This window comes from Streptomyces sp. NPDC046909 (assembly GCF_040644695.1).
In the GTDB taxonomy this organism is placed as follows: domain Bacteria; phylum Actinomycetota; class Actinomycetes; order Streptomycetales; family Streptomycetaceae; genus Streptomyces.
This window is the reverse complement of sequence record NZ_JBEYXC010000013.1, coordinates 272,169-297,779: the sequence shown is the minus strand read 5'-3', so window position 1 is coordinate 297,779 and position 25,611 is coordinate 272,169. Positions and strand designations below refer to the sequence as shown.

Genomic DNA, 25,611 nt, shown 5'->3' with positions numbered 1-25,611 from the left:
CGGGCTCAGGCGTCCCGGTGACGGGCCGGACTCAGGCCTCCGCCACCGATTCCTCCGTCTCCTCGTCCAGGTCCGGCACGAACCCCGGCAGCCATGCCTCCAGTTCCTCCCGCAGTCGTACCGTCGCGCCCAGCTGGCACAGGACGCCGATCGTGCTGAGCGTCACACGGTGGATGAGCAGATAGGCCGGGGGCAGGTTGAGCTGCTTGCCCAGCTGGTAGGCGGGGGAGCGGATGTCGGCGATACGGGCCGCCTGGCTGCGCATCCAGCCGCGGGTGAAGGTGAACTCGTCGAGCAGGGCCGGTTCGATGATCGGCCGGAGGTAGTCGAGGACGGCGTCGGGGTCCAGGTCTATGGAGTCCTTGACGAAGCCCTCCAGACACAGCAGCTCGTAGACGGCCTCGGCCTCGCCGTCGAGCGTCATGCGCAAGGAGTCCCCGATGGGGGTGGGCAGACCGCCCGGGAGGCGGTCGACCGTGCCGAAGTCGAGGACGCCCAGGCGCCAGTCGTCCTCGCCGTCCGGGCCGCCGGGCAGCAGCCGGAAGTTGCCGGGGTGCGGGTCGGCGTGGAGCAGCCCGGTGCGGGCCGGGCCGGAGAAGAGGAAGCGGGCCAGGAGCTGGCCGGCGCGGTCGCGCTGCTCCCGGGTGCCGTCCGCGATGATCTCCGACAGCGGGACGCCGTCCATCCACTCGGTGATCAGGACCTGGTCGCACTGGTGGACCACCGCCGGCACCACGACGTCCGGGTCGCCCTCGAACTCCTCGGCGTGGACCTGCTGGGCCTGGGCCTCCAAGCCGTAGTCCAGCTCCTCGGACACCCGGTCCCTGAGCTCCGCGATCAGCGGCTTGATGTCCATGCCCGGGATCAGCGGGCCCAACAGTCGGGCGAAACGGCTCAATTGGTTCAGGTCGGACAGAAGGGCGTCGCCGGCTCCCGGGTACTGCACCTTGACCGCCACCTCGCGGCCGTCGTGCCACACCGCGTGATGCACCTGACCGATCGACGCCGCGGCGGAGGGCTTGTCCTCGAACTCCAGGAACAGGTCCTGCCAGTCCGCCCCGAGCCGCTCCGTCAGCACTCCGTGCACGGTGCGCGTCGGCATCGGCGGCGCCGCCTCCTGGAGCTTGGTCAGCGCCGCACGATAGGGGCCGGCGACCTCCTCGGGCAGCGCCGACTCGAAGACGGACAGGGCCTGGCCGAACTTCATCGCGCCGCCCTTGAGCTCGCCGAGCACCTTGAACAGCTGCTCCGCCGTGCGCTGTTGCAGCTCACGGCCGACGATCTCCGCGGACTCCCCGACGATTCTCTTGCCGAGCCCCCAGGTCGCCCGGCCTGCGAAGCCGAGCGGGAGTGCGGCGAGCTTGGCGGTCCGGGTGACCGCCTTCCGGGGAAGATCAGACATGCGCCCTCCAAGTCCCAGCCGGCCGTGCCGTGTCCGCCTGACGGGGCGACTCCTTCGACGGCCCTTGCCCCGCCATTGTCTCGTGCGACTCCCCGTCCTCAGCGGTGTGTTCTCCCTTACCTTTCTCCGCGGCCCCGCAGGGACATGCGGGGTGCGCCCAGACCGGCCGCGCGTGCCAGTTCAGCGCGGGGAGCGACACCTCCCAGCGGGCTCCGGCGCTCGACGGGGTCCGGCCGTCCAGGAAGGACAGCGCGTGCGCGGCCGCCAGCCCGGCGACGGTCGTGGCCAGCGCCAGATCGCACGGGCGCACATGGCGCGGCCTTCCCGACCCCGACCGCCACTGCGCGACCAGCCGCGGCCACACCGGGTCCCGGTCCGTGCGCCCCTCGTGCAGACAGCCAGCGCAACTCGTCACCCCGGGCAGGACGAGAGGGCCGACGACACCGGTGGCCTCCACGACCCCGGCGTACAGATGCGGCGTACCGGATTCGACCAGGGGGTCGTCAGGGGGCGGGGCGTGGACGGCGACGTCGTCCCTCGGGGTGAGGATCACCAGGGAGAAACCGGGCTCGCCGTCCGCGGAGGGCGACCGGCGCGCGGAGCGGTCCGGTGCGGACCGGCGTGCCACGCGCCGGGCCGTCTCGTCCCTGCGCTCACCGATCGCCTCGACGGGCAGCCCGCCCGGTCCGACGTCCCACGGCTCGACCTCGCCGACGTCACGGACATCGACCTCGCCGACCCCGGCACCCGTCAGCAGCGAGGCCAGCACCGAACCCACCCGGCCCGCACCTCTGATCTGCACGCGCAGCGACCGGCGGGCGGCCAGCAGCCCCATCGCCTCGCCCGGTTCGGACGTGGTCAGGGACAGCGAGGCGAGGTCGGGGCGGAGCCGGTCGAGGACCCTCCTCTTTCTGCGCAGCGCGTCACCGGCCCGGCCGCCGCCCCTCGCGTCGTCGAGCAGCCCGGCCCGCGCCAGCCGCTCGATGAGCCCGTCGACATGACCGTCGGGCAGAGCCATGCGCCGCCCCTCCTCGCGCAGCAGCACCGGACCGCGGGTGCCGTTGAGCAGGTCGAGGAAACAGCTCGTCGCGGTGTCCATCGGACCCAGCGTCATCGCGTGCGCCGGAGTCATCCCGAACTGCACGGTGTCGAGGTCGCGCCAGCCGCGCCGCAGCGCGGGTTTGACCAGTGGAACCACCGGGATCGTCGTAACCGGCGGATCTTGTGAAGACTGCATGACAGGCCCCCGTAGCCCTCGTGGAACATCCCCGTACGCCGCCCGGAGCCGGCCCATCGGTCGGCCGCTGCTCCGTCGGCGAATGCCAGCATGCCCGGATCCGCGATCCGCTGCCGAAAGTTGTCCACAGGCGGGGGGTATTCGTCGTACAAATCAAACGCATGGTGGGGGATCCGGACCGAACCGTCCCGGAGTCGGGACTTCCACCACTCACAGCGGGTAACGTCGGGGCGTGTCCGCCGACCCACTGCACCGTGCCGGAACACCACAGCGACGCGCGTCGAGCCAGCCGCCCAGCGGCTCGGGTGCGAGCGCGATCGAGGTGCGCAGGAGCGCCCGGCGACGTCGGACGGTCTCCGCGTACCGCGAGGGCGACCGCACCGTCGTGCTGATCCCTGCCCGGATGTCCGAGGCGGAGGAGCAACGCTGGGTGAGCGTCATGCTCGACAAACTGGCCGCCCAGGAGAGCAAGCGGGTCCTCGGCGACGCCGAACTGTCCGAGCGCGCCGAGCGGCTGTCGGACCAGTACTTCGACGGTCGCGCCCGGCCCAGCTCGGTGCGCTGGGTCACCAACCAGAACACCCGCTGGGGCTCGTGCACCCCCTCCGAGGGCAGCATCCGGCTGTCCCACCGGCTCCAGGGCATGCCCGAGTACGTCGTCGACTACGTGCTCGTCCATGAACTCGCGCATCTGCTCGTGCCGGGACACGGGCCCGGCTTCTGGCGGCTCCTTGAGGCGTACCCGCGGACCGAGCGGGCCCGCGGCTATCTCGAAGGCGTGGTCGCGGCCGACCGGTTGCCCCATTTGCCGGGCGCGCGAGGAGAGTGACCGACAGCCCCGGCCGGGGATTGTGTACCGGGTCTGTACCGACTTCGTCCACTGTCCGAGTTTGCCGTTAGCCTGGCGCGACGCACTCGCACTTGGATGGGGGACGGTCGTTACGCATGGCCAGGGAATTCCAACGCGGCCACAAGGCCAAGGTCAGTGACCTCACCGCGGGCACCGATCTGTACGTAGGTGTACAGATCACCGGCCCCGGACTGAGCTTCGACATCAGCTGCTTCGGTCTCGACGCCGAGGAACGGCTCTCGGACGACCGGTACTTCGTCTTCTTCAACCAGCCGAAGTCCCCCGAGGAGTCCATTCAGCTCCTGGGCGCCCAGGCGGGCGACACGGAGTCCTTCCGGGTCACCCTCGACCGGGTCCCGGCGCAGATCCAGAAGCTGTCGTTCACGGCGACGATCGACGGCGCCGGCCAGATGTCGCAGGTCGCCCCCGGGTACATCCGGATCGTGGCCGGCGGCGAAGAGGTGGCCCGCTACGCCTTCAACGGCTCGGAGTTCACCACCGAACGCGCGGTGATGCTGGGCGACTTCTACCTCAAGGACGTGTGGCGGTTCGCCGCGGTCGGACAGGGCTTCGACGGCGGTCTCGACGCACTGCTGAAGAACTTCGGCGGCGAGGTCGCCGAGGAGGAGGCCCCCGCGGACCCGCAGCAGCCGCAGGCGAGCGCGGCCCCGAGCTTCGCGCCGCCCGCGTTCGGCGCCCCCGCGGCCGCACCGGCGCCCGCGCCCGCGCCCGCCCCGGCACCGCAGGCCTTCGCGCCCCCGCCTCCGGCGCCCGCACCGGCCCCCGTGCCGAACGTGCACGCCCAGCCCACCATCGTCGCGCCCATGACCCCGCCCGGCGGCGCCCCGGTCCCGCCGCCGGCCCCGGCGCCCGCGCCCTACGGCCAGCCGCCCCAGCAGCCCCAGTACGGCCAGGCCCCCGGCCAGACCGCCCCGCTGCCCCCCGGCTACGGCGCCCACCCCCAGGCCCCGCAGGCCCCTCAGCCCCCCGGCCCGCCGCCCGGCTACGGCCAGCCCGGCCCGCCCCCGGGCTACGGTCAGCCGACCGCGCCTCCCGGCTACGGCCAGGTCCCCGGCCAGCAGGCCCCCTACGGCGCACCCCAGGGCATGCCGCAGGGCGCGCCCCAGGCCGCCGGTGTCGCCGGAGCCCTCGCGCAGTTCAAGGAGACGCCCACCGGTCAGCGCTGGACGCAGCAGAACAAGAAGCTCGTCCGCGTCGACCTCGGCATCGGCGGCCAGCCCGTCCTCGCCCGCCAGGGCAGCATGGTGCTCTACCAGGGCAAGGTCGACTTCAGCTACAAGGGCGCCGGGTTCGCCGGCCGGGTCGTCGGCAACGCGACCGGCCAGGAGATGCAGCTGATGCGCTGCACCGGCCAGGGCCAGGTCTTCCTCGCCGACAACTCGACGATGCTGCACCCCATCGAACTCCAGGGCGACGGCATCTGCGTCTCCGCCGAGAACGTCCTCGCCTTCGACGAGAGCCTCCAGCACGAGGTCCGCCGGATCGAGGGCCACGGCATCCCCGGCGGCGCGCTCTTCACGATGCTGTTCCAGGGCACCGGCACGATCGTCCTCAAGACGCACGGCACGCCCGTGGTGCTGCCGGTCACGCCCACGACGTTCGCCGACGCCAACGCCGTGGTCGCCTGGTCCTCCGCCGCCCAGGTCGTCGTCTCCAGCCAGGTCAGGATGCGGCGCAACGCCTACCCCGGTGACACCGGCGAGAGCGTCAACCTCCAGTTCCGGGCCGCGCCCGGCAACTTCGTCGTCGTCCAGCCGTACGAGATCTGAGGGAGTCCGTCATGAACCAGCCGCTCGCGGGCTTCGCTCCCGCACCCGTCACCGCCCGCATGGAGACCCACGGCAACCACATGGCGAAGATCGCCATGCAGACCGGGCACGACCTCTTCGCGCGCGTGGGCTCGATGGTCGCCTACGAAGGCTTCGTCCAGTACGAGCCCAACCCGCCGGCCGTGCGCCAGATCGCCAAGGACTGGATGACCGGCGAGGGCGCGCCCCTGATGAAGTGCTCCGGCGACGGACTGCTCTACCTCGCCGACTACGGCGCCAATGTCGTCGTCATCAACCTCAACGGCGACGGCATCTCCGTCAACGCCACCAACCTGCTCGCCTTCGACGCGCACCTCACCTGGGGTGTCGAGCGCGTCAAGGGCCTGGCGAAGTTCGCCGGACAGGGCCTGTGGAACACCAAGATCTCCGGGCAGGGCTGGGTCGCGCTGACCTCCCGGGGCAAGCCGATCGTCGTCGACTGCGGCGGCGGCGAGGACGAGACGTACGTCGACCCCGACGCGCTCGTCGCCTGGTCCCCGAACCTCAAGGTGAAGGGCAAGCGCAGCTTCAAGGCGCAGTCGCTCATCGGCCGCGGCAGCGGTGAGGCCTACCAGATGGCCTTCTCGGGCCAGGGCATCGTCGTCGTCCAGCCCAGCGAGGACAGCACCGACCGCCTCCGGTTCCGGGGCTGAGGGGGAGCCAGAACGTCATGCAGAGTCCGCTTTTCGCCTACAACGACCAGCAGACCCAGGAACGCTGGGCGCTGCAGAACAAGCAGATGCTCCGCGTCACCCTGGAGGGCCACGACGACATCCTCGCCCGCAAGGGCACGATGGTCGCCTACCAGGGCCTGATGGAGTTCGACGCCGAGTACCAGTCCAACCAGCAGGGACGCGCGCGTGCGCACACCGGCGAGGGCCTGGACCTCATGCGCTGCCACGGGCAGGGCACGGTCTACCTCGCCAACCTCAAGCAGCATGTGCACCTGGTGGACGTGGACCAGGACGGTCTCACGGTCGACAGCTCCTACGTCCTCGCCATGGACTCCTCGCTGCACCATGAGGTCATCGCCGTCGACAGCCTCTACGGCATCTCCGGCTCCGGGAAGTACCAGCTCAACATCACCGGCCGCGGCAAGGTCGCCCTCATGACCTCCGGCGCCCCGCTGATGATGCAGGTCACTCCCGACAAGTACGTCAACTGCGACGCCGACGCGATCGTCGCCTGGTCGACCTCGCTGCGCGTCCAGATGCAGGCCCAGACGCATTCCTCCGGAGTGTTCCGGCGCCGCGGCAACACCGGTGAGGGCTGGGAGCTCAGCTTCATGGGCAGCGGTTACGCCATCGTCCAGCCCAGCGAGCTGCTGCCGCCGCAGAACGCGCAGATCGGCTCGGGCCTGGCCGCGCAGTACGGGATGGGCCAGCACGGGGCCCGAGGCCAGAACCAGGGCAACGTCTGGAGTTAGCCGTACCTGACATGTGTAAGGGGCGACCACTCATGGTGGTCGCCCCTTACACATGTCCCGAGGTCACAGCCGCGCGCGCGTCGCTTCCAGCAGTCGTACGACCGACTCGTCCGCCACGTCCGCCACCTCGTCGTAGGCGAACCAGCGCAGGTCCAGGGACTCGTCGCTGATCGTCTGCACCGCGCCCGGCGGGGCCACGACCGCGTACTGGACGTCCAGATGCCAGTGGCAGGGCGCCGGGATGGCGTGCCGGTCGAGCCGGACCGGGCCGCCGGTGAGCAGGGTCAGGCCCTCGATGCCGGACTCCTCGGTCGCCTCGCGCAGCGCCGCGGCCGCCACCGTGGCGTCGCCGGGCTCGCAGTGACCGCCCATCTGGAGCCACATCCGCAGCTTCTTGTGGAGGGTCAGCAGCACCCGACCGCGGGACGGGTCGATCACCAGCGCGCTCGCCGTGATGTGCCCGTCGCCGCAGGCCTTCCACATGCCGTCCGGGTGGGTCGCCAAGTGGTCGAGATACGTCTGGCGCAGCTCTTCCTGGCCCTCGTACCCCTTCAGGACGAGGACCGCGTCGTCGTGCAGGCTCACTCGGTGTCGTCGCCCTTTTCGTCCTCGTCCTTCTTCAGGTTCGGCTTCCCGTCGGAGCCGCCCGCCGCCTCGCCGAGCATCTTGTCCAGCTCGGAGAAGTCCAGCTGCTCGCGGTGGACGAAGCCGTCCGGGTCGTCCAGGTCGGACGCGGTCGGCAGCATGTCCGGGTGGGCCCACAGGCCGTCGCGGCCGTCGACACCGCGCGCGTCCGTGAGCGAGGCCCACAGGCGGGAGGCGTCGCGCAGGCGGCGGGGACGGAGCTCCAGGCCGATCAGCGTGGCGAAGGTCTGCTCGGCCGGGCCGCCAGAGGCGCGGCGGCGGCGCAGGGTCTCGCGCAGCGCGTCCGCGGACGACAGACGGGGCTTCGCGGCCGCGTGGACCACCGCGTCCACCCAGCCCTCCACAAGCGCCAGAGCCGTCTCCAGACGGGCCAGGGCCGCCTTCTGCTCCGGGGTGTCCTCCGGCTGGAACATGCCCTGCTGGAGCGCGTCCTGGAGCTGCTCGGGGTTCTGCGGGTCGAACTGGCCGACCACGTCCTCCAGCTTGGCGGTGTCGACCTTGATCCCGCGCGCGTAGCCCTCGACCGCGCCGAACAGGTGCGAGCGCAGCCACGGCACATGCGCGAAGAGGCGCTGGTGGGCGGCCTCGCGCAGGGCGAGATACAGCCGCACCTCCTCCTGCGGCACGCCCAGGTCCTTGCCGAAGACCTCGATGTTGATCGGCAGCAGCGCGGCCTTGCCGGCCGGGCCCAGCGGCAGGCCGACGTCGGTCGAGCCGACGACCTCGCCCGCGAGCACGCCGACGGCCTGCCCGATCTGGGTGCCGAACATCGCGCCGCCCATGGAGCGCATCATGCCGATGAGCGGGCCGGCCATGGCCTGCATCTCCTCCGGCAGGACATCGCCCATCGCGTTGCCCACGCGCTCCGCGACCGGGTCGACGAGCTCCTTCCACGCGGGCAGGGTCGCCTCGACCCACTCCGCGCGGGACCACGCCACGGCGGAGCCCGCGCCGGACGGCAGGGACGTCGCGTCGTCGAGCCACAGGTCGGCCAGGCGGACGGCCTCCTCGACCGCGGTGCGCTCGGCGGGGCCGACGCTCGCGTCCTTGGTGCCGTCGGCGGTGCCCTGGGAGACCGTCTGGCGGGCGATCTGCTTGGCCATGTCCCAGTTCACCGGGCCGCCCTCGTACGAGAGCATCTGGCCCAGCTGCTGGAACGCGGCGCCCAGGTCGGTGGGGTTCAGGGAACCGAACATGGCAGCGAACGGGTTGTCGGCGCCGGGAGCACCGAAGCCACCGGCTCCGGGCAGCCCGCCGAAACCGAACGGGTTGGCCGGGCCCTGACCACCACCGCTCTGCTGGTCCTTCTTCTTGCCCTCGTCGCCGTCGTCCGGCTCCTCCGGCGGAAGGCCGAATCCGAATGGGGTGTCACTCACGGGATTCCTCGGCTGGTAAGGCCGCCGGTTTCTCTCCGACGGCGCGACTGCCCGATAACACCACCCAGCGTAGACACCGTGGGCGGATCGGGCCTCGGTGCTTCGCCGACTCTCGGCCTGCGGCAGGATGGATGCCACCTGGTACGTACGCGTCACTCGCGCCCGTACTGAAGACAACCGCTGGAGACGCCCGGTGAGTTCCCCTGATCCACAGGTTCGCGCAGCGCGAAACCAGTCAGCCCACCCGTCACCCGACCACCGCCCCTCAACGACGGCGCTTCGCGCCGGCAGATCGACTGGCCTGCGCGGGCCCGTCGTCGCCGTGACCGGTGCGGCGGCCGGTGTCGGCGCGCTCCTCACCGAGCGGCTGGCCGCGTCGGAGGAGATCAAGCAGGTCATCGCCATCGACGAGCGGCGGGGCGAGTGCGCGGCGGCGCAGTGGCACATCCTCGATGTGCGGGATCCGGCCATCGCGGAGAAGCTGCGGGGCGCGGACGTGGTGGTGCATCTGGCGCTCGACCTCGATCTGGAGACGGACGCGGCCGCCCGTACGGCGTACAACGTGCGGGGAACGCAGACCGTGCTGACCGCCGCCGCCGCGGCCGGGGTGCACCGGGTCGTGCTGTGCACCTCCGCCATGGTCTACGGGGCCCTCGACGACAACGAGCTGCCGCTGTCCGAGGACGCTGAGCTCCGGGCGACGGCCGAGGCCACCGGGGTCGGGGATCTGCTGGAGATCGAGCGGCTCGCGCGGCGGGCGCCGCGGGCACATCCGGGACTCAATGTCACCGTCGTGCGGCCCGCCGTGCTGGTGGGAGGCACGGACACCGCTCTGACCAGGTACTTCGAGTCGCCCCGGCTGCTGGTCGTGGCCGGGTCGCGGCCCGCCTGGCAGTTCTGCCATGTCGAGGATCTGTGCAGCGCTCTGGAGTACGCAGTCCTGGAGAAGGTCGAGGGGGAACTCGCCGTCGGGTGCGACGGGTGGCTGGAGCAGGAGGAGGTCGAGGAGCTCAGCGGGATCCGGCGGATGGAGCTGCCGTCGGCCGTCGCCCTGGGGGCGGCCGCCCGGCTGCACCGGATCGGGCTCACGCCGTCTCCGGCGGGCGACCTCGCGTACACGATGTACCCGTGGGTGGTGAGCGGGAGCCGGCTGCACGACGCCGGGTGGCGGCCGCAGTGGACCAACGAGGAAGTGCTCGCGGAGCTGCTGGAGGAGGTCTCCGGGCGGCACACGGTCGCCGGGCGGCGGCTCGGGCGGAAGGACGCGACGGCGGCGGGTGCGGCGGGAGCGACGGTGGCGCTGCTGGGCGCGGCGGCCGTGGTGCGGCGGGCTCGCAAGGCGCGGCGGCGGATCTGAGGGCGGCCCTGTAGAAGGCTCCAAAGCCGCACACGCGCGTGCCGGGCGATAGCGCTATTCCCCCTGTTCCTGCCCGTGAGGCACGATGGGGCCATGGGAACCACCTACGACCACCCCGGTGAGCAGGCCGCCGACGAGCCGATCAAGCTCATCGCCATCCGCGAGACCCCGCTCTCCCTGGACGAGGTCTTCAAGGCCGTCGGGGACGACGCGGCCGGGGGCACCGCGCTGTTCGTGGGGACCGTGCGCAATCACGACGGGGGAGCGGACGTCGATCAGCTCGGGTACTCGTGCCACCCCAGCGCCGAGGCCGAGATGCGGCGGATCGCGGAGAAGGTCGTCGCGGAGTATCCGGTGCGGGCCCTGGCGGCGGTGCACCGGATCGGGGACCTGGCCGTCGGGGACCTCGCCGTCGTCGTCGCGGTCTCCTGTCCGCACCGGGGTGAGGCCTTCGAGGCCTGCCGGAAGCTGATCGACGACCTCAAGCACGAGGTGCCGATCTGGAAGCACCAGACGTTCTCCGACGGCACCGAGGAATGGGTCGGCGCCTGCTGACACCTCAGCCCCTCTGACCGACCCCCAGCCCCCTGCCGAACCCTTTCTCCGGTTGCGTAACCGCACCCCTGGCATGAGCGTTGTCAGTGCGGATGGTTAATCTGCTGATCAGTCAGTTGCGGTCGCTCATCTGGGGTTGGGAGGTCGGCATGGCGGCGCTCGCCTGGTTGCTGATTCCGCTTGTGGCTGCGATCGGTGCCGGTCTGTGGGGAAGCTGGGCCAACCGGACCCGGCGGGTGCGGAGCGACGGGCCCGAGCTGAACGGGTACGCCCGCTTTCGCGAGGCCATGGAGAAGCAGCCCTGACCCCACCCCTGAGGTGGCCCTGACGGGACGCTGACAGGGGCGTCCCGTACTGTCGTGCCATGCCACGCCGCACCGCGACGATGCTCGCCTCCACCCTGATGCTGATCGCGCTCCTGTGCGCGGGAGTCTTCATCCCCGTGCCGTACTCGGAGATGTCCCCGGGGCCGACGGTGAACACGCTCGGCGAGCACGACGGCGAGCCGGTGCTGCAGATCTCCGGGCGGAAGACCTACGCGACCAGCGGACACCTGAACATGACCACCGTCCGGGTCACCAGCGCCGACTACAAGATGAATCTTGTCGAAGCCGTCTACGGGTGGCTTGCGCACGACAACAAGGTCGTGCCGCACGACACGCTCTACCCGGACGGCAAGACCGAGGAGCAGTCCACCCAGGAGAACGCCGAGGAGTTCAGCCAGTCCCAGGAGAGCGCCAAGGTCGCCGCCCTGAAGGAGCTGGACATCCCGGTGAAGTCCTTCGTGATCGTCTCGACGGTCGTCAAGGACTCCCCGTCGGAGGGCGTGCTGCACGCGGGTGACGTCATCAAGGCCGTCGACGGGACCGCCGTCAAGGAGCCTGACGACGTCGCCGAACTCGTCACCAAGCACAAGCCCGGCGAGAAGGTCACCTTCACGATCGTGCCCGCCAAGGAGCAGGCGGCCGCGGAGAAGGCGAACAAGACGGCCACCGCGACCGAGGACGTCACCGTCACCACCAAGGAGTCCGACGACGAGGGCGAGAAGCGCGCCATAGTCGGCATCTCCGCCGGGACCGACCACACCTTCCCGTTCACCATCGACATCAAGCTCGCCGATGTCGGGGGGCCGAGCGCCGGTCTCATGTTCTCGCTCGGGATCTACGACAAGCTCACCCCGGGCAGCCTCACCGGCGGCAAGTTCGTGGCCGGCACCGGCACCATCGACGACGACGGCAAGGTCGGCCCCATCGGCGGCATCGAGATGAAGACCGTCGGCGCCCGCGACAAGGGCGCCCAGTACTTCCTGACCCCGGCCGACAACTGCTCGGCGGCCGCCCAGGACGTCCCCAGCGGGCTCACGCTCGTCAAGGTGAACACCATCGAGGACGCCCTCGGCGCCCTGAAGGACATCCGCTCCGGCGACACCGCCGACCTGCCCAAGTGCACCACCAAGGGCTGACAGCACGCGCGCGTACGTGAACGGGGACGCCCTCAGAACCAAGGGCGCCCCCGTCGTCGTACCGGAAGAACTCAGTCCTCGAACGTCGCCGCCAGTGCCTCCGCCAGGCCCGGGACCAGGGCGCCGCCGGTGAGGACCTCCGTGGGGGAGTCCTTCTCGCGCAGGCGGAGGGCCGAGTCGCGGGTGCCGTCGCGGTGGACCGCGACGGTCATGCGGACCTCCTGGCGGTCGGGGTGCTGGGCGACCCATTGGGTGAGCTTCTTGTCGCTCAGGCCCTCCGGGACCTGTGCCTCGGCGGACGGGGGGAGCATGAGGCGCTCGACCGTGAGCGCGCAGCCGACCACCGCGTCGGGCCAGGCGATGGTGCCGAGGAACTCGTCGAGCGGCTTGCCCGCCGGGATCTCCTCCTGCTCGATGGGGGTCAGGCCGGAGGACTCCTGCTCGTCCTCCAGGCCGAGCTGGGCCGCGAGGGCAGGTTCCTGGGCTCGCAGTCGCGCGGTGTCTACGAGGGCGAAAAGGCGAGCGGGCTGGTCCCAGCCGAGGCCGGAGACGTACTCGTCGATCTCGAGTACGGCCCGGGTCAGGGGGCTCGCTGCCATGGGAGTGTTGGACATGGTCACAATCCTGCCTCGTTCATGGCCGGAATCGGGAACCGAGTAAAGCGTGAGTAAGTTGCATAGGTGAGGGCCTACGATCACGTGGCCCACGGACGGCCCGCGGGGACGCGGGTCTGACGGACCAACAGCGACATTCGAGGTGCGCACCTTGGCTTTCCAGATGCCGGACCGCGGCGGAGGCCCCACGGGGCCGCGGATGAGAGTGGGCCGCCCGTCCCGGCGTGTCCGGACCCTGCTCATGACGTTGGGCGTCCTTGCCGTACTGGGCATGGCGTTCACCATGTTCGCCGGGTTCTGGACGGACTGGCTCTGGTACCGGTCGGTGAACTACTCGTCCGTGTTCACGACGACCCTGTGGACCAAGATCGGACTGTTCTTCGTCTTCGGTCTGCTGATGGCACTGGCGGTCGGCTTCAACATCTGGCTGGCCCACCGGCTGCGCCCGCCGCTGAGCGCCATGTCCATGGAGCAGCAGAACCTCGACCGCTACCGCATGGGCATCGCGCCCTACAAGAAGTGGCTGCTGCTCGGGATCACCTCGCTGGTCGGTCTGATCGCCGGGGCCTCGGCGTCGAGCCAGTGGCGTACCTGGCTGATGTGGGTCAACGGCGTGTCCTTCGGTGAGAAGGACCCGCAGTTCAAGCTCGACATCTCCTTCTACACCTTCGACCTGCCCTGGTACCGGTTCCTGCTCGGCTTCGGCTTCGCCGCCGCGATCCTGTCCGTGATCGCCGCCGCGCTCACCCACTACCTGTACGGCGGGCTGCGCATCACCAGCCCGGGCGCGCGGGCCACGGCCGCGGCCACCGGCCATCTGTCGGTGCTGCTCGGTATCTTCGTCACGCTGAAGGCGGTGGCCTACTGGCTCGACCGGTACGGCCTCGCGGTCAAGTCCAGCGACTTCAAGGCGACCGACAACTGGACCGGCCTCAGGTACGTCGACGCCAACGCCTATCTGCCGGCCAAGACGATCCTGTTCTGCATCGCCGTCATCTGCGCCGTGCTGTTCTTCGCCACCTTGTGGCGGCGCACCTGGCAGCTGCCCGTCATCGGCTTCGGCCTGATGGTCCTGTCGGCGATCCTCATCGGCGGTCTCTACCCGGCGATCGTGCAGAAGTTCCAGGTCCAGCCGAACGAGCAGGCCAAGGAAGCGCCGTACGTCGAGAAGAACCTCAAGGCGACGCGTGAGGCGTACGGCATCGACGACGCCAACGTCACGGAGTACGCGGGCACGTCCACGACCACGGACAAGACCAAGCTGCGCGACGACGTCGACACCACGGCCAGCATCCGGGTGGTGGACCCGAACATCGTCTCGCCGACGTTCCAGCAGCTCCAGCAGATGCGTAACTACTACGCTTTCCCGACCAACCTGGACGTCGACCGCTACACCAAGGACGGCAAGGACCAGGACACGGTCATCGGTCTGCGCGAGCTGAACCTCGCCGGCATTCCGAAGAACAACTGGATCAACGACCACTTCCGCTACACCCACGGCTACGGCGTGGTCGCCGCCAAGGGCACCGCCGCCGACTCCGAGGGCCGCCCGGTCTTCACCGAGTCCGACCTGCCCTCGCAGGGCGACCTCGGGATGTACCAGCAGCGGGTCTACTACGGCGAGAAGACGACCGAGTACTCGATCGTCGGCGGTCCCCAGAAGGAGATCGACTACTCCGACGACAGCGGCGAGAAGACCTTCAGCTACACCGGCAAGAGCGGGGTCAACCTCTCCAACCCGATCAACCGGGCCGCGTACGCGGTGGCGTTCAGCGAGCCGCAGATCCTCTACTCCGGGGCGATCGGCGAGGGTTCGCGGATCCTGTACAACCGCACGCCCAAGGAGCGCGTCGAGGCGGTCGCGCCCTGGCTGACCATCGACGGCGACGCCTATCCGGCGGTCGTGGACGGGAAGATCCAGTGGATCGTCGACGCGTACACGACGACGAACGGCTATCCGTACTCGTCCCGTACGACCCTCGGTGACACCACGGCCGACTCGCTGACCGCGACGAACAACTCGCGCGCGGTGGTGGCCCAGCAGAACCAGGTCAACTACATCCGCAACTCGGTGAAGGCGACCGTCGACGCGTACACCGGCCAGGTCAAGCTGTACCAGTGGGACACCGAGGACCCGGTCCTGAAGACCTGGATGAAGGCGTTCCCGGGCACGGTGAAGGCGAAGACCGAGATCTCGGACTCGCTCATGGCCCATCTCCGCTACCCGCAGGACCTGTTCAAGGTCCAGCGCGAGCTGCTCAGCCGGTACCACGTGAAGGACGCGACGACGTTCCTCAGCGGCTCCGAGGTGTGGCAGGTGCCGGACGACCCGACCAACACGTCGGGTGACGCGGTGCCGCCGTACTACCTGAGCATGAAGATGCCCGACCAGAAGGCACAGGCGTTCTCGCTCACCACGACGTTCACGCCCAACGGCCGGGACCAGCTCAGCGCGTTCATGTCGGTCGACGCCGAGGCGGGCACCAGCGACTACGGCAAGATCAGAATCCTGAAACTGCCGACGAACACCAGCGTCCAAGGCCCTAAACAGGTACAGAGCCAGTTCAACTCCGAACAGGACATCGCCGAGACCATCAGCCTCCTCAACAGAGGTGATTCCAAGGTCGAGTACGGCAACCTGCTGACGGTGCCGCTCGACGGCGGACTGCTGTACGTGGAGCCGGTCTACGTACGCGGCGGCGGACTCAAGTACCCGCTGCTGCGCAAGGTGTTGGTGACCTACGGAGGCAACACCGCCTTCGAGGACACCCTCGACGAGGCGCTGAACAAGGTGTTCGGGGCGGAGGGCACCACCACACCACCGGAGGACGACGGCGGGGACACCACGAATCCACCACCGACCTCCGGCAACCCCACGGTCCAAGAGGCGTTGAACGACGCCCAGAAGGCCTTCGAAGCCGGCCAGGAAGCCCTGAAGAAGGGCGACTGGGAGGCGTACGGCGTGGCGCAGAAGGACCTGGAGGAGGCCCTCCAGCGGGCCGAGGACGCGCAGGCCAAGGAGGACAAGACCAGCGCGAAGCCCAGTACGGGGCCCAGCGCGAGCCCGAGTCCGAGCGGCAGTCCCAGCAGCAGCCCGAGCAGCAGTCCCAGCGGCTGATCGCTGGTCATCGCCCCTCCCCGCGCCGTGGTACGGTTTCAACACAACGGCGCGGGGTGGAGCAGCTCGGTAGCTCGCTGGGCTCATAACCCAGAGGTCGCAGGTTCAAATCCTGTCCCCGCTACTGAAACGAAGGCCCGGATCCTGATCAAGGATCCGGGCCTTCGTGATGTGCGAACGCATGTACCGCACGAAGTGATGGACGTGCCGCTGTGGGGAGTTGGGGGAACTGTGTTTGACTTGTCTCTCTGTGGGCATGTCGACAAAACGCTGAAGTGACCTCAATGGCTGCGGTATACCAGGTGTACCCAGGTTGCAGGTGGTGCGACGATGGACGTTATGGGGGACAAGGCAACTCTGTTCGAGACAGGGCGATTTGTGCAGCCCGTCGGACCGGGCGAGACCGAGTCCGGCGACGTGGCCGAAGAGGCTGCCGAGGAACTGCGCCAGCGGCTGGCCGCCGAGGCCGGTGACGTCGAGGCGATGAGTGTCCTCGGGGCCATGCTGCTGCGCCGTGGTGATCTCGACGGAGCCGAGCCCCAGTTGCGTGCCGCCACCGCCGAGGGCGACCGTGCCGCCGCCAACAACCTGGGTGTCCTCCTGCATCAGCGCGGCTACGCCGACGAGGCCGCCGGCTGGTGGCGGATCGCCGCCGTCGCCGGGTCCGCCGCCGCCGCGCACGCGCTGGGCCGGCATCACCGCGAGAAGGGCGACGAACCCGCCGCCGAGTACTGGCTGCGCCAGTCCGCCGAACAGGGGCACGCCCTCGGCGCGTACGCCCTCGCCGATCTGCTGGAGCACCGCGGCGACGCCGGAGCCCGGCAGTGGATGCGGGCCGCGGCCGAGCGGGGACACCGCGAGGCGGCGTACCGGCTGGCGCGCGCTCTTGACCGCGAGGTGTCGCCCGAGGGCGACGACGGGGCTGACAACGGTGTCTCCCAGGCCGCCGAGGCCGAGCAGTGGTACCGGCAGGCCGCCGCGCGCGGACACCAGCGGGCCGCGCTGTACCTCGGCGCGATCCTGGAGAAGCGCGGTGACCTCAAGGAGGCCGGGCGCTGGTACCTGACCTCCGCCAAGGACGGCGAGGCGCGGGCCGCCTGCGCGCTCGGGTTCCTGCTGCGGGACGCGGGGGACACCGACAGCGCCGCCGTGTGGTGGCTGCGGGCCGCCCAGGACGGCGACGGCAACGCCGCGAACGCGCTGGGCGCGCTGCACGCCGAGCGCGGCGAGACCCAGACCGCCGAGCGGTGGTACCGGGCCGCCATGGACGCCGGTGACGTCAACGGCGCCTACAACCTCGGGCTGCTCTGCGCCGAGCAGGGGCGGACCGCGCAGGCCGAGCAGTGGTACCGGCGGGCCGCGTACGCCGGGCACCGGGAGGCGGCGAACGCGCTGGCGATCCTGCTGCTCCAGGGCGGGGACACCGCCGGGGCCGAGCCGTGGTTCTCCAAGGCGGCCGAGGCGGGGAGCGTCGACGCCGCGTTCAACCTCGGGATCCTCTTCGCCGGGCGGGGGACCGAGGAGGGGGCTGTCGTCGCGCTGCGGTGGTACGAGCGGGCGGCTGCCGCCGGGCATACGGAGGCCGCGCTCCAGGTGGGTATCGCGCTGCTGCGGGACGGGGACGAGGCCGCCGCCGAGCGGCATCTGCGGTGTGCCGCGGGGGGTGGGAGCGCGGAGGCGGCGTACCGGCTGGCCACCGTGCTGGACGCGCGGCGTCCGCCCGCGCCCGCGCATGAGCTGGGGGAGTCCCTGCACTCCGCCAAGAGCGAGTGCGAGGAGTGGTACGAGCGGGCGGCCACGCAAGGGCACCGGCGGGCTCAGGTGCGGGTCGGGATGCTCGCCGCGGCTCGGGGGGACGTGGTGGAGGCGGCTCGGTGGTACCGGGAGGCCGCCGAGGCGGGGTCCCGGAACGGGGCGTTCAATCTCGGGCTGCTGCTGGCCCGGGAGGGGAGTGAGCCCGAGGCGGCGGTGTGGTGGACGCGGGCGGCTGACGCGGGGCATGGGCGGGCGGCGTTGCGGCTGGCCCTGGTCTACGCGCGTCGGGGGGAGCTGGCGGAGGGGAAGCGGTGGGCGGATCGGGCCGTTTCCCTGGGACCGGCGGAGGTGTCTGAGCGGGCTGCTCGGTTGCGGGACGCGTTGCGGGAGGAACTGTCGGCGTGAGGGTGCGCGCGGTGGGGGCCGGGGCCCGGTGGGGCTGGGTAACTGATTTGCTTCTGTCGTTCCCGTTGACGTAGTGTTCATTTCACCGACGCGGGGTGGAGCAGCTCGGTAGCTCGCTGGGCTCATAACCCAGAGGTCGCAGGTTCAAATCCTGTCCCCGCTACTGAAGGCCGAGGGCCGGAATCCGAAAGGGTTCCGGCCCTCGGTGTTTCTCCACTGATGTCTAGGGCCTGTGGCCCACCGCCTCCTCGTACAGGGTGCGGTTCACCGTCTGTGACTCCGGCAGGGCGTCTCCCTCCGTCACGCCCTGCTCGGTGTACGCCGACTGCAAGCGGTCCGTCGTGCCCTTGCGGATCTCCCAGTCCATGTGGAGGGACGGGGTCGACCGGAGGATCTGTTGGTCGGTCTTCAGGAGTTTCGCCAGGTACGTGACGAACGCCTCGTCCTTCTTGTAGTCCGTCGCGAAGTACGAGTTGACCGTGCGGATGTAGGCCCGGAGCAGAGCCACCCCTGCGTCCACGTCCTCCCGCAGCAGCGAGGTGCCGTACAGCATGCCGCCGAGCGGCTCGCCCGGGGGCTGGCCGCCGAGGAAGGCGTAGCCCCCGCGGCCGTCGATCTTGCGCCAGACCGGGTCGAGGAGCCATGCCGAGTCGACGCCGCCGTTCTCCAGGGCGGTGAGGACGTCCGCCGAGCCGAGCTGCTGGTACTGGATCTTGTCGAGGCCGCCGCCGTGTTTCCGGAGGGCCTTCTCCATGGGGTAGGCGATGACCGAGCCCTTGCCGATCATCGTGCCGAGTTTGCGGCCGGACATCTCGACGTGGTTCGCGCTCTCGCCGTCCTTCAGGCGCACCCAGAGGCCGCTCTTGGAGCCGGTGCCCGGTGAGAAGTTGCCCGCGACCCACTTGATGTCGAAGCCGCCGCGGATGCCGTTCATCACCGCCGCTTCAGGGGCCGCCCAGATCGCGTCCAGGTCGCCCTTGGCGAGCAACGGCAACGCGTCCGGCGTCGGCAACACCTTCAGCGTGACATCCAGGCCCTCCCTCTTGAACTCACCCTTGTCCAAGGCCACTTGCAGCGGTGCCACGTACTCCGCGCTCAGCGTTCCCGTCGCGATCGTCAGCTTCTTCGGCTCGGCGAGCGGCTGCGGGGCCGGGGCGCCGGCCTGGCAGCGGGCCGGGTGGCGGTCGGAGGAGAGGTCGGCGGGGTCCGTCCAGGACGTGTCGCCACAGCCCTCCACCGGGCTGATCGTGCGATTGCCGACGCCCGCTTGCGGCTTGTTGTCCTCGTACGGTGATGAGCACGCCGCCGATGCGAGCAGCGCCACGGCCACGGACACCACCCAGGTACGTCCCCTCATGACTGCCCCCGTCCACGGTCCCTCGGTGCCCACGGGGTGAGCAGACGGCCCACCACGCGCACCAGTTCGGAGAAGACCACTCCCAACACCGCCACACACACGATGCCCACGAACATCACGTCGTTCTGGAACAGCGCGCGCGAGTCGAAGATCAGGTGGCCGAGGCCGTTCGGCGCGGCGATCTGTTCCGAGGCGACGATCACCAGTACGGCCACGCCCGCCGCTATGCGGGCGCCCACCAGGACCGACGGCAGTGACGCCGGGAGCAGGACGTGGCGGAACATCTGCCACGGTGAGGCGCCGAAGACCTGGCCGGCGTCGCGGTGGCCGGAGGGGATGGACATGACCGCGGACATGGTGGAGATCCAGACGAAGAAGAAGACCGTGGCCGCCACCAGGGCCACCTGCGGGCCCTCGCCGAGGCCGAACATGTTCAGGAAGATCGGGAGCAGGGCCAGCTTCGGGACGACGTACAGGGCGTCGAGGAGGGGTTCCAGAGCCGCCCGTACCCAGGACAGGGAGCCCATCAGGAGGCCCAGGGCGTACCCCGCGGCCGTGCCCACCGCGTAGCCCGCGAGGACGCGTTTCAGGGTGGCCCACACGTCCGGCCACAGGTCGCCCGCCGCCGCCCGGTCCCAGCCGTCCGCGAAGATCGTGGACGGGGCCGGATACACGCGGGCGTCGATCCAGGCCTGGGTGGCGGCGAGTTGCCACAGGAGGACCAGGAGGAGGGGGACCGCCACCGCGAGGGACAGTTCCAGTGCGCGGCGGCGCCTGTGGGTGCGTACGGGGTGGAGTTCGTGCGGGCCGGGAGCGCGGATCAGGACGGATTCCGGTGCGGGAGTCGTCGTCGTCATGCCGGTACCGCCTCCTTGCGCAGCAGGTCCCACAGCTCGGTCCGCAGATCGGTGAACTCGGGTGCCGAGCGGATGTCGCCGGAGCGGGGGCGGGCGAAGGGCGGGTGGCGCTCGGCGATGACGCGGCCCGGGCGGGCGGACATCACCAGGACGCGGTCGCCGAGGACGATCGCCTCCTCCAGGCTGTGGGTGATGAAGAGGGTGGTGGTGGGGGTGGTCTGGGTGAGGTGCAGGAGCTCCTCCTGGAGGATCATGCGGAGTTGGGCGTCCAGGGCCGCTGGGGGCACCTCCCACGCCCGTTCAGGGCAGTGGGGGAGGCTCGTCCATGAGGAGGAGTTCGGGCTTGACCGCCAACGCCCTTGCGATCGCCACGCGTTGGCGCATGCCGCCGGACAGGGTCGCCGGGTAGGCGTCCGCGAAGTCCGACAGGCCCATGCGGGCCAGCCAGGCGTCGGCGCGGGCGTTGGCCTCGCGGCGGGGGACGCGCTGGATGTCGAGGCCGAAGCGGACGTTGGCGCGGACCGTCTTCCAGTCGTAGATGCCGTAGTCCTGGAAGATCATGGCCGCCGGCCGGGGACTTGAGGTGCGGATCTCCAGGCGGCCCGTGCTCGGGCGCAGCAGGCCCGCCGCGATGCGCAGCAGCGTGGACTTGCCGCAGCCCGAGGGGCCGACGACACAGACGAACTCGCCGGTGGCGACGGAGAGGTCGAGCGGGCCCAGGGCGGCCACCGCGCCCGGGCCCCGGCCGAAGGTGCGGGTCAGGTCATGTGCGCTGAGTTTCGGATACGGCTCTCCCACGGGGTCTCCTCGCGGAGTGCGGAACGGAGTGCGGTACGGACTGGTGGGTGCCGTTGATCGTATGACGGGCCGTCAGTTCCGGGAAGCCTGTAGGCAGCACAAAGCCCCGGCGCCTGGAGGCGGCCGGGGCTCGGGAGACGGCGCTTACGCCGCCGCGCAGTTCGGGCAGATGCCGCGGTAGGTCACCTCGACGTCCGAGACCTTGAAGCCGAAGCGCTCCGAGTCGGGGAGGTCGGCCAGCGGGTTGCCGCTCGGGTGGACGTCGCGGATCGCGCCGCACTGGGCGCAGACCAGGTGGTGGTGCGGACGGTGCGCGTTGGGGTCGTACCGCTTGGCGCGCTTGTCGGTGGCGACTTCCAGCACCTCGCCGAGGGAGACCAGCTCGCCCAGGGTGTTGTAGACGGTGGCCCGGGAGATCTCGGGCAGCTTGGCGACGGCCCGCGCATGGACCTCGTCGGCCGTCAGGTGGACGTGATCGCCGTCGAGGACCTCGGCCACGACGCGCCGCTGCGCGGTCATTCGCCATCCGCGTCCGCGCAGTCGTTCCAGAAGGTCACTCATAGGGGTCACCTTAACAGCAAGGGGGACCAGGCTCCGAACAGGTGTGAATTTAGAGTGCACCTTGAGTTGGACAATGTCCAGAGTTAAGGGGTGGGCCGGATCGCCCGGCCCACCCCCCCTTGCCGCGCTCAGACGGAGACGTGCTGTCGGGCCGGGGCCCAGCAGCGGATGATGTCGCGGACCGAGACGATCCCGACGGGCTCGTCCTGGTCCAGGACGATGAGGTGCCGGAAGCCGCCGTGGGCCATGGCCCGGGCCGCCTCCTCCAGGGTCCAGGACGGGGCGGCGAAGACGACGTCCGTGGTGGTGTGGTTGTGGACGCGTTCCGTGTCCGGGCTCTGGCCGAGCCCCACGGAGTTGAGGACGTCGCGTTCGGTCAGGATCCCGATGCCGCCGGCGTCGGGATCGAGGATCACGGCCGCGCCGACGCGGCGGGCGGACATGAGGGCTGCGGCCTGGCGGAGGGTGTGGTCGGGGCCGATGGTGAGGACCACCGTGCTCATGGCGTCGCGGACGAGCATGGGTGCGGAGTCACCTCCAACAGGAATCCCCTTCTGATTGTTCAGGGATTCACAAGTTCACAAATGAGGGTCCTCTCAGAGTCGCAGGTAAAGCGAGGGTCAACAAGGGGGCGCGTGCGGACGATTGAGGGCGTACGCGCTCACCTGTGCGTCTGCCTGAGGACCGGCAACGACTAGTAGCGCTGGTTGAGATATCCCAGCAGTTCGTCGTGGAGCAGGCCGTTCGACGCGGCCGCGTTGCCGCTGTGCGGGCCCGGGCGGCCGTCGAGGCCGGTGAAGGTGCCGCCCGCCTCCGTGACGATGATCGCGTTGGCGGCCATGTCCCACAGGGAGAGCTCGGGCTCGGCGCAGAAGTCGATCGAGCCCTCGGCGACCATCATGTAGGGCCAGAAGTCGCCGTACGCGCGCGTGCGCCACACCTCGCGGGTCAGGTCAAGGAAGCCGCCCAGGCGGCCCTGCTCCTCCCAGCCGCTCAGCGAGGAGTACGCGAAGGAGGCGTCCGGCAGCTTCGAGACACGGGAGACGTGCAGACGGGAGGCCGAGGAGAGGCTGCGGCCCGAGAAGGCGCCGTGGCCCTTCGCGGCCCACCAGCGGCGGCCGAGCGCCGGGGCGGAGACGACCCCGACGACGGGCTGGTAGCCGCCCTCCGACGCCTCCATCAGGGAGATCAGGGTGGCCCAGACGGGCACGCCCCGGACGTAGTTCTTGGTGCCGTCGATCGGGTCGACCACCCAGCGGCGCGGGCCGGTGCCCTGGAGGCCGTACTCCTCGCCGAGGACCGCGTCGCGCGGGCGGGCGCGCTGGAGCTGGGTACGGATCAGTTCCTCCGCCGCCTTGTCCGCCTCGCTCACCGGGGTCATGTCGGGCTTCGTCTCGACCTTGAGGTCAAGGGCCTTGAAGCGGTCCATGGTGGTGGCGTCGGCCGCGTCCGCGAGGACATGGGCGAAGCGGAGGTCGTCGAGGTAGTCGGCCATGTGGCGAACGCTATCTGTGGTTGTCGGTGCGGGGCTACACGGGACCAAGGCGCGGACGGCCCCCGGGCCGGACGGCGTGCGGTGGATCAAGGGCGCCCCCGGATGCCTTCGCGAACCCTTGACAGTGCCTTCACGCGCGTCAAATCTGGGGCGCAGACCCGCTCGTTCCCTAGGAGGCGACGATGCCTGCAGCGAGGGAATCCCTGCTGGACGCCGCGTACACGGCGCTGGCGCGTCGGCCGTGGTCCGCGGTGCGGATGGTGGACGTCGCCGCGGCCGCGGGGGTGTCCCGGCAGACGCTGTACAACGAGTTCGGGAGCAAGGAAGGGCTGGCCCGCGCGCTGGTGAGAAGGGAGGCCGACGGCTATCTCGCCGGCGTCGAGCGCGCTCTCGCCACGCACAGCGACGCGCGCGAGCGGCTGACCGCGACCGCCGAGTGGACCGCCGCCACCGCCAAGGACAACGCGCTGGTACGGGCCATGCTCACCGGCTGCTGGAGCGAGCGGCTGCCCTCCCCGACGCTGTCCGCGGTCCCGTCCTCCTCGGCGGTACCGGCACAGCGCCGGGCGGACGGCCCGCTGCCCTCGCCCGGCGACTTCGTGGCCCTGGTCCGCGACCGTGCCGTGGCGGTGCTCTCCGGACCCGGCGCGCACAACAAGTCGGACCTCGCCGACCTCGCCCGCTCCTGCGAACTGACCGTCCGCATCGCGCTGTCCTGCGTGGCGGCCCCGCCGGGTGAGGGCGGGGTCGCCGAACTCGTACGGGGCGCGCTGCACCGGCAGCCGGTCTGAGGCCGTACTCCCGAGGGCCGCTACTTCAGCCAGCCCACCTTCGTGTAGTCGTCGTCCGCGAGACCCGTCGCCCCGTAGTTCGCGAGGGTCGAGCGGACCGCGAGGACCTGGGGGCGCTGGTAGAGCGGGACGGAGTGGCCGAGGGCCCAGATCTTCGCGTCGGCCTCGTTGTAGAGCTTGTTGGCCGCCGCCGGGTCCGTCGTCTCGGCCGCCTTCTCCAGCAGGGCGTCGACCTCGGGGGAGCCGACCGAGCCGTAGTTCTGGAAGAGGTTCTTGCCCTCGGGCTGCCGGTAGATCGGGTACGCCTCCGAGCGGAACGTCTGGTCGACCCAACGGAAGCTGGTCAGCTCGAAGTTGCCGATGGTGACGTACTTGGAGAAGTAGTCGTTGGCCGGGACCTTGTCGATCGTCAGCTTGATGCCGGCGGCCGCCAACTGGGCCTGGACGAGCTGGGCCTGGTCCACCTGTGCGCTCGTGCTGCCCGAGCTCAGGGTGTAGGAGAGGGTGAGCTGCTTGCCGTCCTTGACCCGCTTGTCGCCCTCCAGCTTCCAGCCGGCCGCGTCGAGCAGCTTGCCCGCCGCGTCGAGGTCGTACGCGCCGTACGAACCGGAGTTGTCCTGGTAGCCCGCCTGGTTGGGCATGAAGAAGTGGCTGCCGTACGTCTTCAGTTCGACCGGGAGGTCCTTGCCGAAGGCGGCGGCGATGGACTTGCGGTCGATGGCGTGCTGGAGGGCCTGGCGGACCCGGACGTCCTTCAGCGGGCCCTTGGCGCCGTTGAACTCGATGTGCACCTCGTCCCAGCGGGCGCCGACGCGGATGTCCGTGCCGGCGGCCTTCGCCAGCCGCTTGTAGTCCTCGGGGAGGATCGCTGTGGCGTAGTCGATCTCCTTGTTGAGGTAGGCGTCGGTCCAGGCCGAGTAGTCCAGGGCGCGGAAGACGATCGAGTCCAGCTTGGGCTTCGTTCCCCACCAGTTGGGATCCGGCACCGCGGTGATCGTCTGGGCCGTCTTGTCGTACGAGGAGATCTTGAAGGCGGCGCCCGTGATCGGGATCTGCTCGGTCCAGCCCTTGTTGAACTTCTCCGGGGTGTCGATCCCGGCGGCCGGCAGCAGCGGGTCGAACAGGCGCTTCCAGTCGGCGTAGGGCTTGGTGAAGGTGACCTTCACCTGGTGGGCGTCGGCGCCCTGTTCGACCTTGCCGACCAGTTCGTAGCCGGCGGTGCTGCCGGCCTCGTACTCCTTGTCCGTGCCGTTGAGCGCCTTCCACACGGCCTCGAAGTCCCGCCAGCTCAGCGGCTTTCCGTCGGACCACTTGGCCTTCGGGTTGAGCTTGTAGACGACCGTCTGGGGGCTGGTGGAGGTCACCTCCGCCGACAGCAGGAAGTTCTTGTCCTCGTGGACCTCGCCCTTGGCGTCCGCGCTGAACAGGCTGGGCTCGACCAGTTCGTTGATCTCCGCCGCGTCACCTTGGTTGCCGTTGGCCGTGTAGCGGTTGAAGTCGGCGATCCACTGGGAGATCGGGAGCTTGAGCGTGCCGCCCTGCTTGACGGCGGAGAGCGGGTGGGCGTTGATGTCCTGGCTGCCGGCCGGGGCGGCGCTCTGCTGCGCGACGGGTTTGCCGTCGTCGTCGGAGGAGCCGCAACCGGTCACCAGCAACGCGGCGGCCGCGGTGGCGGCGGCCCAGGCTGCGGTGGGGGTCTGCTGGCGCATGTCGGTGTCCTT

At 70.3% G+C, this 25,611-nt stretch carries 22 protein-coding genes, 2 tRNA genes and 1 pseudogene; 13 read left to right on the top strand and 12 right to left on the bottom strand.

What is annotated here, in order from left to right; translation table 11 throughout:
• Window positions 1–31: 31 nt before the first annotated feature.
• Window positions 32–1,402: an AarF/ABC1/UbiB kinase family protein gene (locus ABZ928_RS36800; protein ID WP_361528492.1), complete on the bottom strand. Its 1,371-nt coding sequence runs from the start codon at window positions 1,400–1,402 to the stop codon at window positions 32–34.
• Window positions 1,395–2,600, bottom strand: coding sequence for a TOMM precursor leader peptide-binding protein (locus tag ABZ928_RS36795; protein WP_361528490.1), 1,206 nt, complete (start codon window positions 2,598–2,600; stop codon window positions 1,395–1,397). Before ABZ928_RS36795 ends, ABZ928_RS36800 begins: the two co-directional genes overlap by 8 nt.
• Before the next feature lie 271 nt (window positions 2,601–2,871).
• Here ABZ928_RS36795 and ABZ928_RS36790 point away from each other — a divergent pair, with 271 nt between their 5' ends.
• From ABZ928_RS36790 to ABZ928_RS36775, 4 genes are all read left to right on the top strand, one after another.
• A complete protein-coding gene (locus ABZ928_RS36790; RefSeq protein WP_361528488.1) occupies window positions 2,872–3,468 on the top strand; it encodes a M48 family metallopeptidase in 597 nt (198 codons plus the stop codon).
• 116 nt (window positions 3,469–3,584) lie between these two features.
• Window positions 3,585–5,279, top strand: coding sequence for a TerD family protein (locus ABZ928_RS36785; RefSeq protein ID WP_361528486.1), 1,695 nt, complete (start codon window positions 3,585–3,587; stop codon window positions 5,277–5,279).
• 11 nt (window positions 5,280–5,290) lie between these two features.
• Window positions 5,291–5,971, top strand: coding sequence for an AIM24 family protein (locus ABZ928_RS36780; protein WP_361528484.1), 681 nt, complete (start codon window positions 5,291–5,293; stop codon window positions 5,969–5,971).
• A gap of 17 nt (window positions 5,972–5,988) precedes the next feature.
• On the top strand, window positions 5,989–6,744 hold the full coding sequence (locus ABZ928_RS36775; RefSeq protein WP_361528482.1) for an AIM24 family protein: 756 nt from the start codon (window positions 5,989–5,991) through the stop codon (window positions 6,742–6,744).
• Between the two features lie 63 nt (window positions 6,745–6,807).
• Here the strand turns inward: ABZ928_RS36775 and ABZ928_RS36770 are convergent, their stop codons facing one another.
• On the bottom strand, window positions 6,808–7,329 hold the full coding sequence (locus ABZ928_RS36770) for an NUDIX hydrolase (RefSeq protein ID WP_361528480.1): 522 nt from the start codon (window positions 7,327–7,329) through the stop codon (window positions 6,808–6,810).
• Window positions 7,326–8,765: a zinc-dependent metalloprotease gene (locus ABZ928_RS36765; protein ID WP_361528478.1), complete on the bottom strand. Its 1,440-nt coding sequence runs from the start codon at window positions 8,763–8,765 to the stop codon at window positions 7,326–7,328. Before ABZ928_RS36765 ends, ABZ928_RS36770 begins: the two co-directional genes overlap by 4 nt.
• 193 nt (window positions 8,766–8,958) lie before the next feature.
• Here ABZ928_RS36765 and ABZ928_RS36760 point away from each other — a divergent pair, with 193 nt between their 5' ends.
• The 4 genes from ABZ928_RS36760 (at window position 8,959) to ABZ928_RS36745 (ending at window position 12,139) form a co-directional block, all read left to right on the top strand.
• Window positions 8,959–10,122 carry an SDR family oxidoreductase gene (locus ABZ928_RS36760; protein ID WP_361528476.1) on the top strand — a complete coding sequence of 388 codons (1,164 nt, stop codon included), beginning with the start codon at window positions 8,959–8,961 and terminating at the stop codon, window positions 10,120–10,122.
• Between the two features lie 93 nt (window positions 10,123–10,215).
• Window positions 10,216–10,677: a molybdenum cofactor biosynthesis protein MoaE gene (locus ABZ928_RS36755; protein WP_361528474.1), complete on the top strand. Its 462-nt coding sequence runs from the start codon at window positions 10,216–10,218 to the stop codon at window positions 10,675–10,677.
• 149 nt (window positions 10,678–10,826) lie between these two features.
• Window positions 10,827–10,982, top strand: coding sequence for a hypothetical protein (locus tag ABZ928_RS36750; RefSeq protein WP_361528472.1), 156 nt, complete (start codon window positions 10,827–10,829; stop codon window positions 10,980–10,982).
• A gap of 59 nt (window positions 10,983–11,041) precedes the next feature.
• Window positions 11,042–12,139 carry a PDZ domain-containing protein gene (locus ABZ928_RS36745; protein WP_361528470.1) on the top strand — a complete coding sequence of 366 codons (1,098 nt, stop codon included), beginning with the start codon at window positions 11,042–11,044 and terminating at the stop codon, window positions 12,137–12,139.
• A gap of 71 nt (window positions 12,140–12,210) precedes the next feature.
• On the opposite strand, the gene ABZ928_RS36740 is transcribed toward ABZ928_RS36745, so the two are convergent.
• Window positions 12,211–12,753, bottom strand: coding sequence for a PPA1309 family protein (locus tag ABZ928_RS36740; protein WP_361528468.1), 543 nt, complete (start codon window positions 12,751–12,753; stop codon window positions 12,211–12,213).
• Between the two features lie 163 nt (window positions 12,754–12,916).
• Here ABZ928_RS36740 and ABZ928_RS36735 point away from each other — a divergent pair, with 163 nt between their 5' ends.
• From ABZ928_RS36735 to ABZ928_RS36720, 4 genes are all read left to right on the top strand, one after another.
• A complete protein-coding gene (locus ABZ928_RS36735) occupies window positions 12,917–15,871 on the top strand; it encodes a UPF0182 family protein (protein ID WP_361528531.1) in 2,955 nt (984 codons plus the stop codon).
• 50 nt (window positions 15,872–15,921) lie between these two features.
• A tRNA-Met gene (locus ABZ928_RS36730) sits at window positions 15,922–15,995 on the top strand.
• 206 nt (window positions 15,996–16,201) lie between these two features.
• Window positions 16,202–18,031 (top strand): tetratricopeptide repeat protein, encoded by a 1,830-nt coding sequence (locus tag ABZ928_RS36725; RefSeq protein ID WP_361528466.1) that lies wholly within the window; start codon window positions 16,202–16,204, stop codon window positions 18,029–18,031.
• Between the two features lie 89 nt (window positions 18,032–18,120).
• A tRNA-Met gene (locus tag ABZ928_RS36720) sits at window positions 18,121–18,194 on the top strand.
• 60 nt (window positions 18,195–18,254) lie between these two features.
• Here the strand turns inward: ABZ928_RS36720 and ABZ928_RS36715 are convergent.
• From ABZ928_RS36715 to hisN, 6 genes and pseudogenes are all read right to left on the bottom strand, one after another.
• Window positions 18,255–19,388, bottom strand: coding sequence for an ABC transporter substrate-binding protein (locus ABZ928_RS36715; protein ID WP_361528464.1), 1,134 nt, complete (start codon window positions 19,386–19,388; stop codon window positions 18,255–18,257).
• A complete protein-coding gene (locus ABZ928_RS36710) occupies window positions 19,385–20,245 on the bottom strand; it encodes an ABC transporter permease (protein WP_361528462.1) in 861 nt (286 codons plus the stop codon). Before ABZ928_RS36710 ends, ABZ928_RS36715 begins: the two co-directional genes overlap by 4 nt.
• Window positions 20,242–21,043: pseudogene (locus ABZ928_RS36705) on the bottom strand (ABC transporter ATP-binding protein). Before ABZ928_RS36705 ends, ABZ928_RS36710 begins: the two are co-directional and overlap by 4 nt.
• Before the next feature lie 144 nt (window positions 21,044–21,187).
• The gene (locus ABZ928_RS36700; protein ID WP_361528460.1) at window positions 21,188–21,604 is read right to left on the bottom strand and encodes a Fur family transcriptional regulator; all 417 of its coding nucleotides are present in this window, start codon (window positions 21,602–21,604) and stop codon (window positions 21,188–21,190) included.
• A 128-nt stretch (window positions 21,605–21,732) separates the two neighbouring features.
• Window positions 21,733–22,125, bottom strand: coding sequence for a CBS domain-containing protein (locus ABZ928_RS36695; RefSeq protein ID WP_361528458.1), 393 nt, complete (start codon window positions 22,123–22,125; stop codon window positions 21,733–21,735).
• Between the two features lie 173 nt (window positions 22,126–22,298).
• Entirely contained in the window at window positions 22,299–23,099 is an 801-nt protein-coding gene (gene hisN, locus ABZ928_RS36690; RefSeq protein WP_361528456.1) for a histidinol-phosphatase, read from the bottom strand.
• A 182-nt stretch (window positions 23,100–23,281) separates the two neighbouring features.
• Between hisN and ABZ928_RS36685 the strand changes: the two genes are divergently transcribed.
• Window positions 23,282–23,890, top strand: a complete 609-nt coding sequence (locus tag ABZ928_RS36685) for a TetR/AcrR family transcriptional regulator (protein ID WP_361528454.1) — start codon at window positions 23,282–23,284, stop codon at window positions 23,888–23,890.
• 20 nt (window positions 23,891–23,910) lie between these two features.
• Here the strand turns inward: ABZ928_RS36685 and ABZ928_RS36680 are convergent, their stop codons facing one another.
• The gene (locus ABZ928_RS36680; protein ID WP_361528452.1) at window positions 23,911–25,599 is read right to left on the bottom strand and encodes an ABC transporter family substrate-binding protein; all 1,689 of its coding nucleotides are present in this window, start codon (window positions 25,597–25,599) and stop codon (window positions 23,911–23,913) included.
• Between the last annotated feature and the right edge of the window lie 12 nt (window positions 25,600–25,611).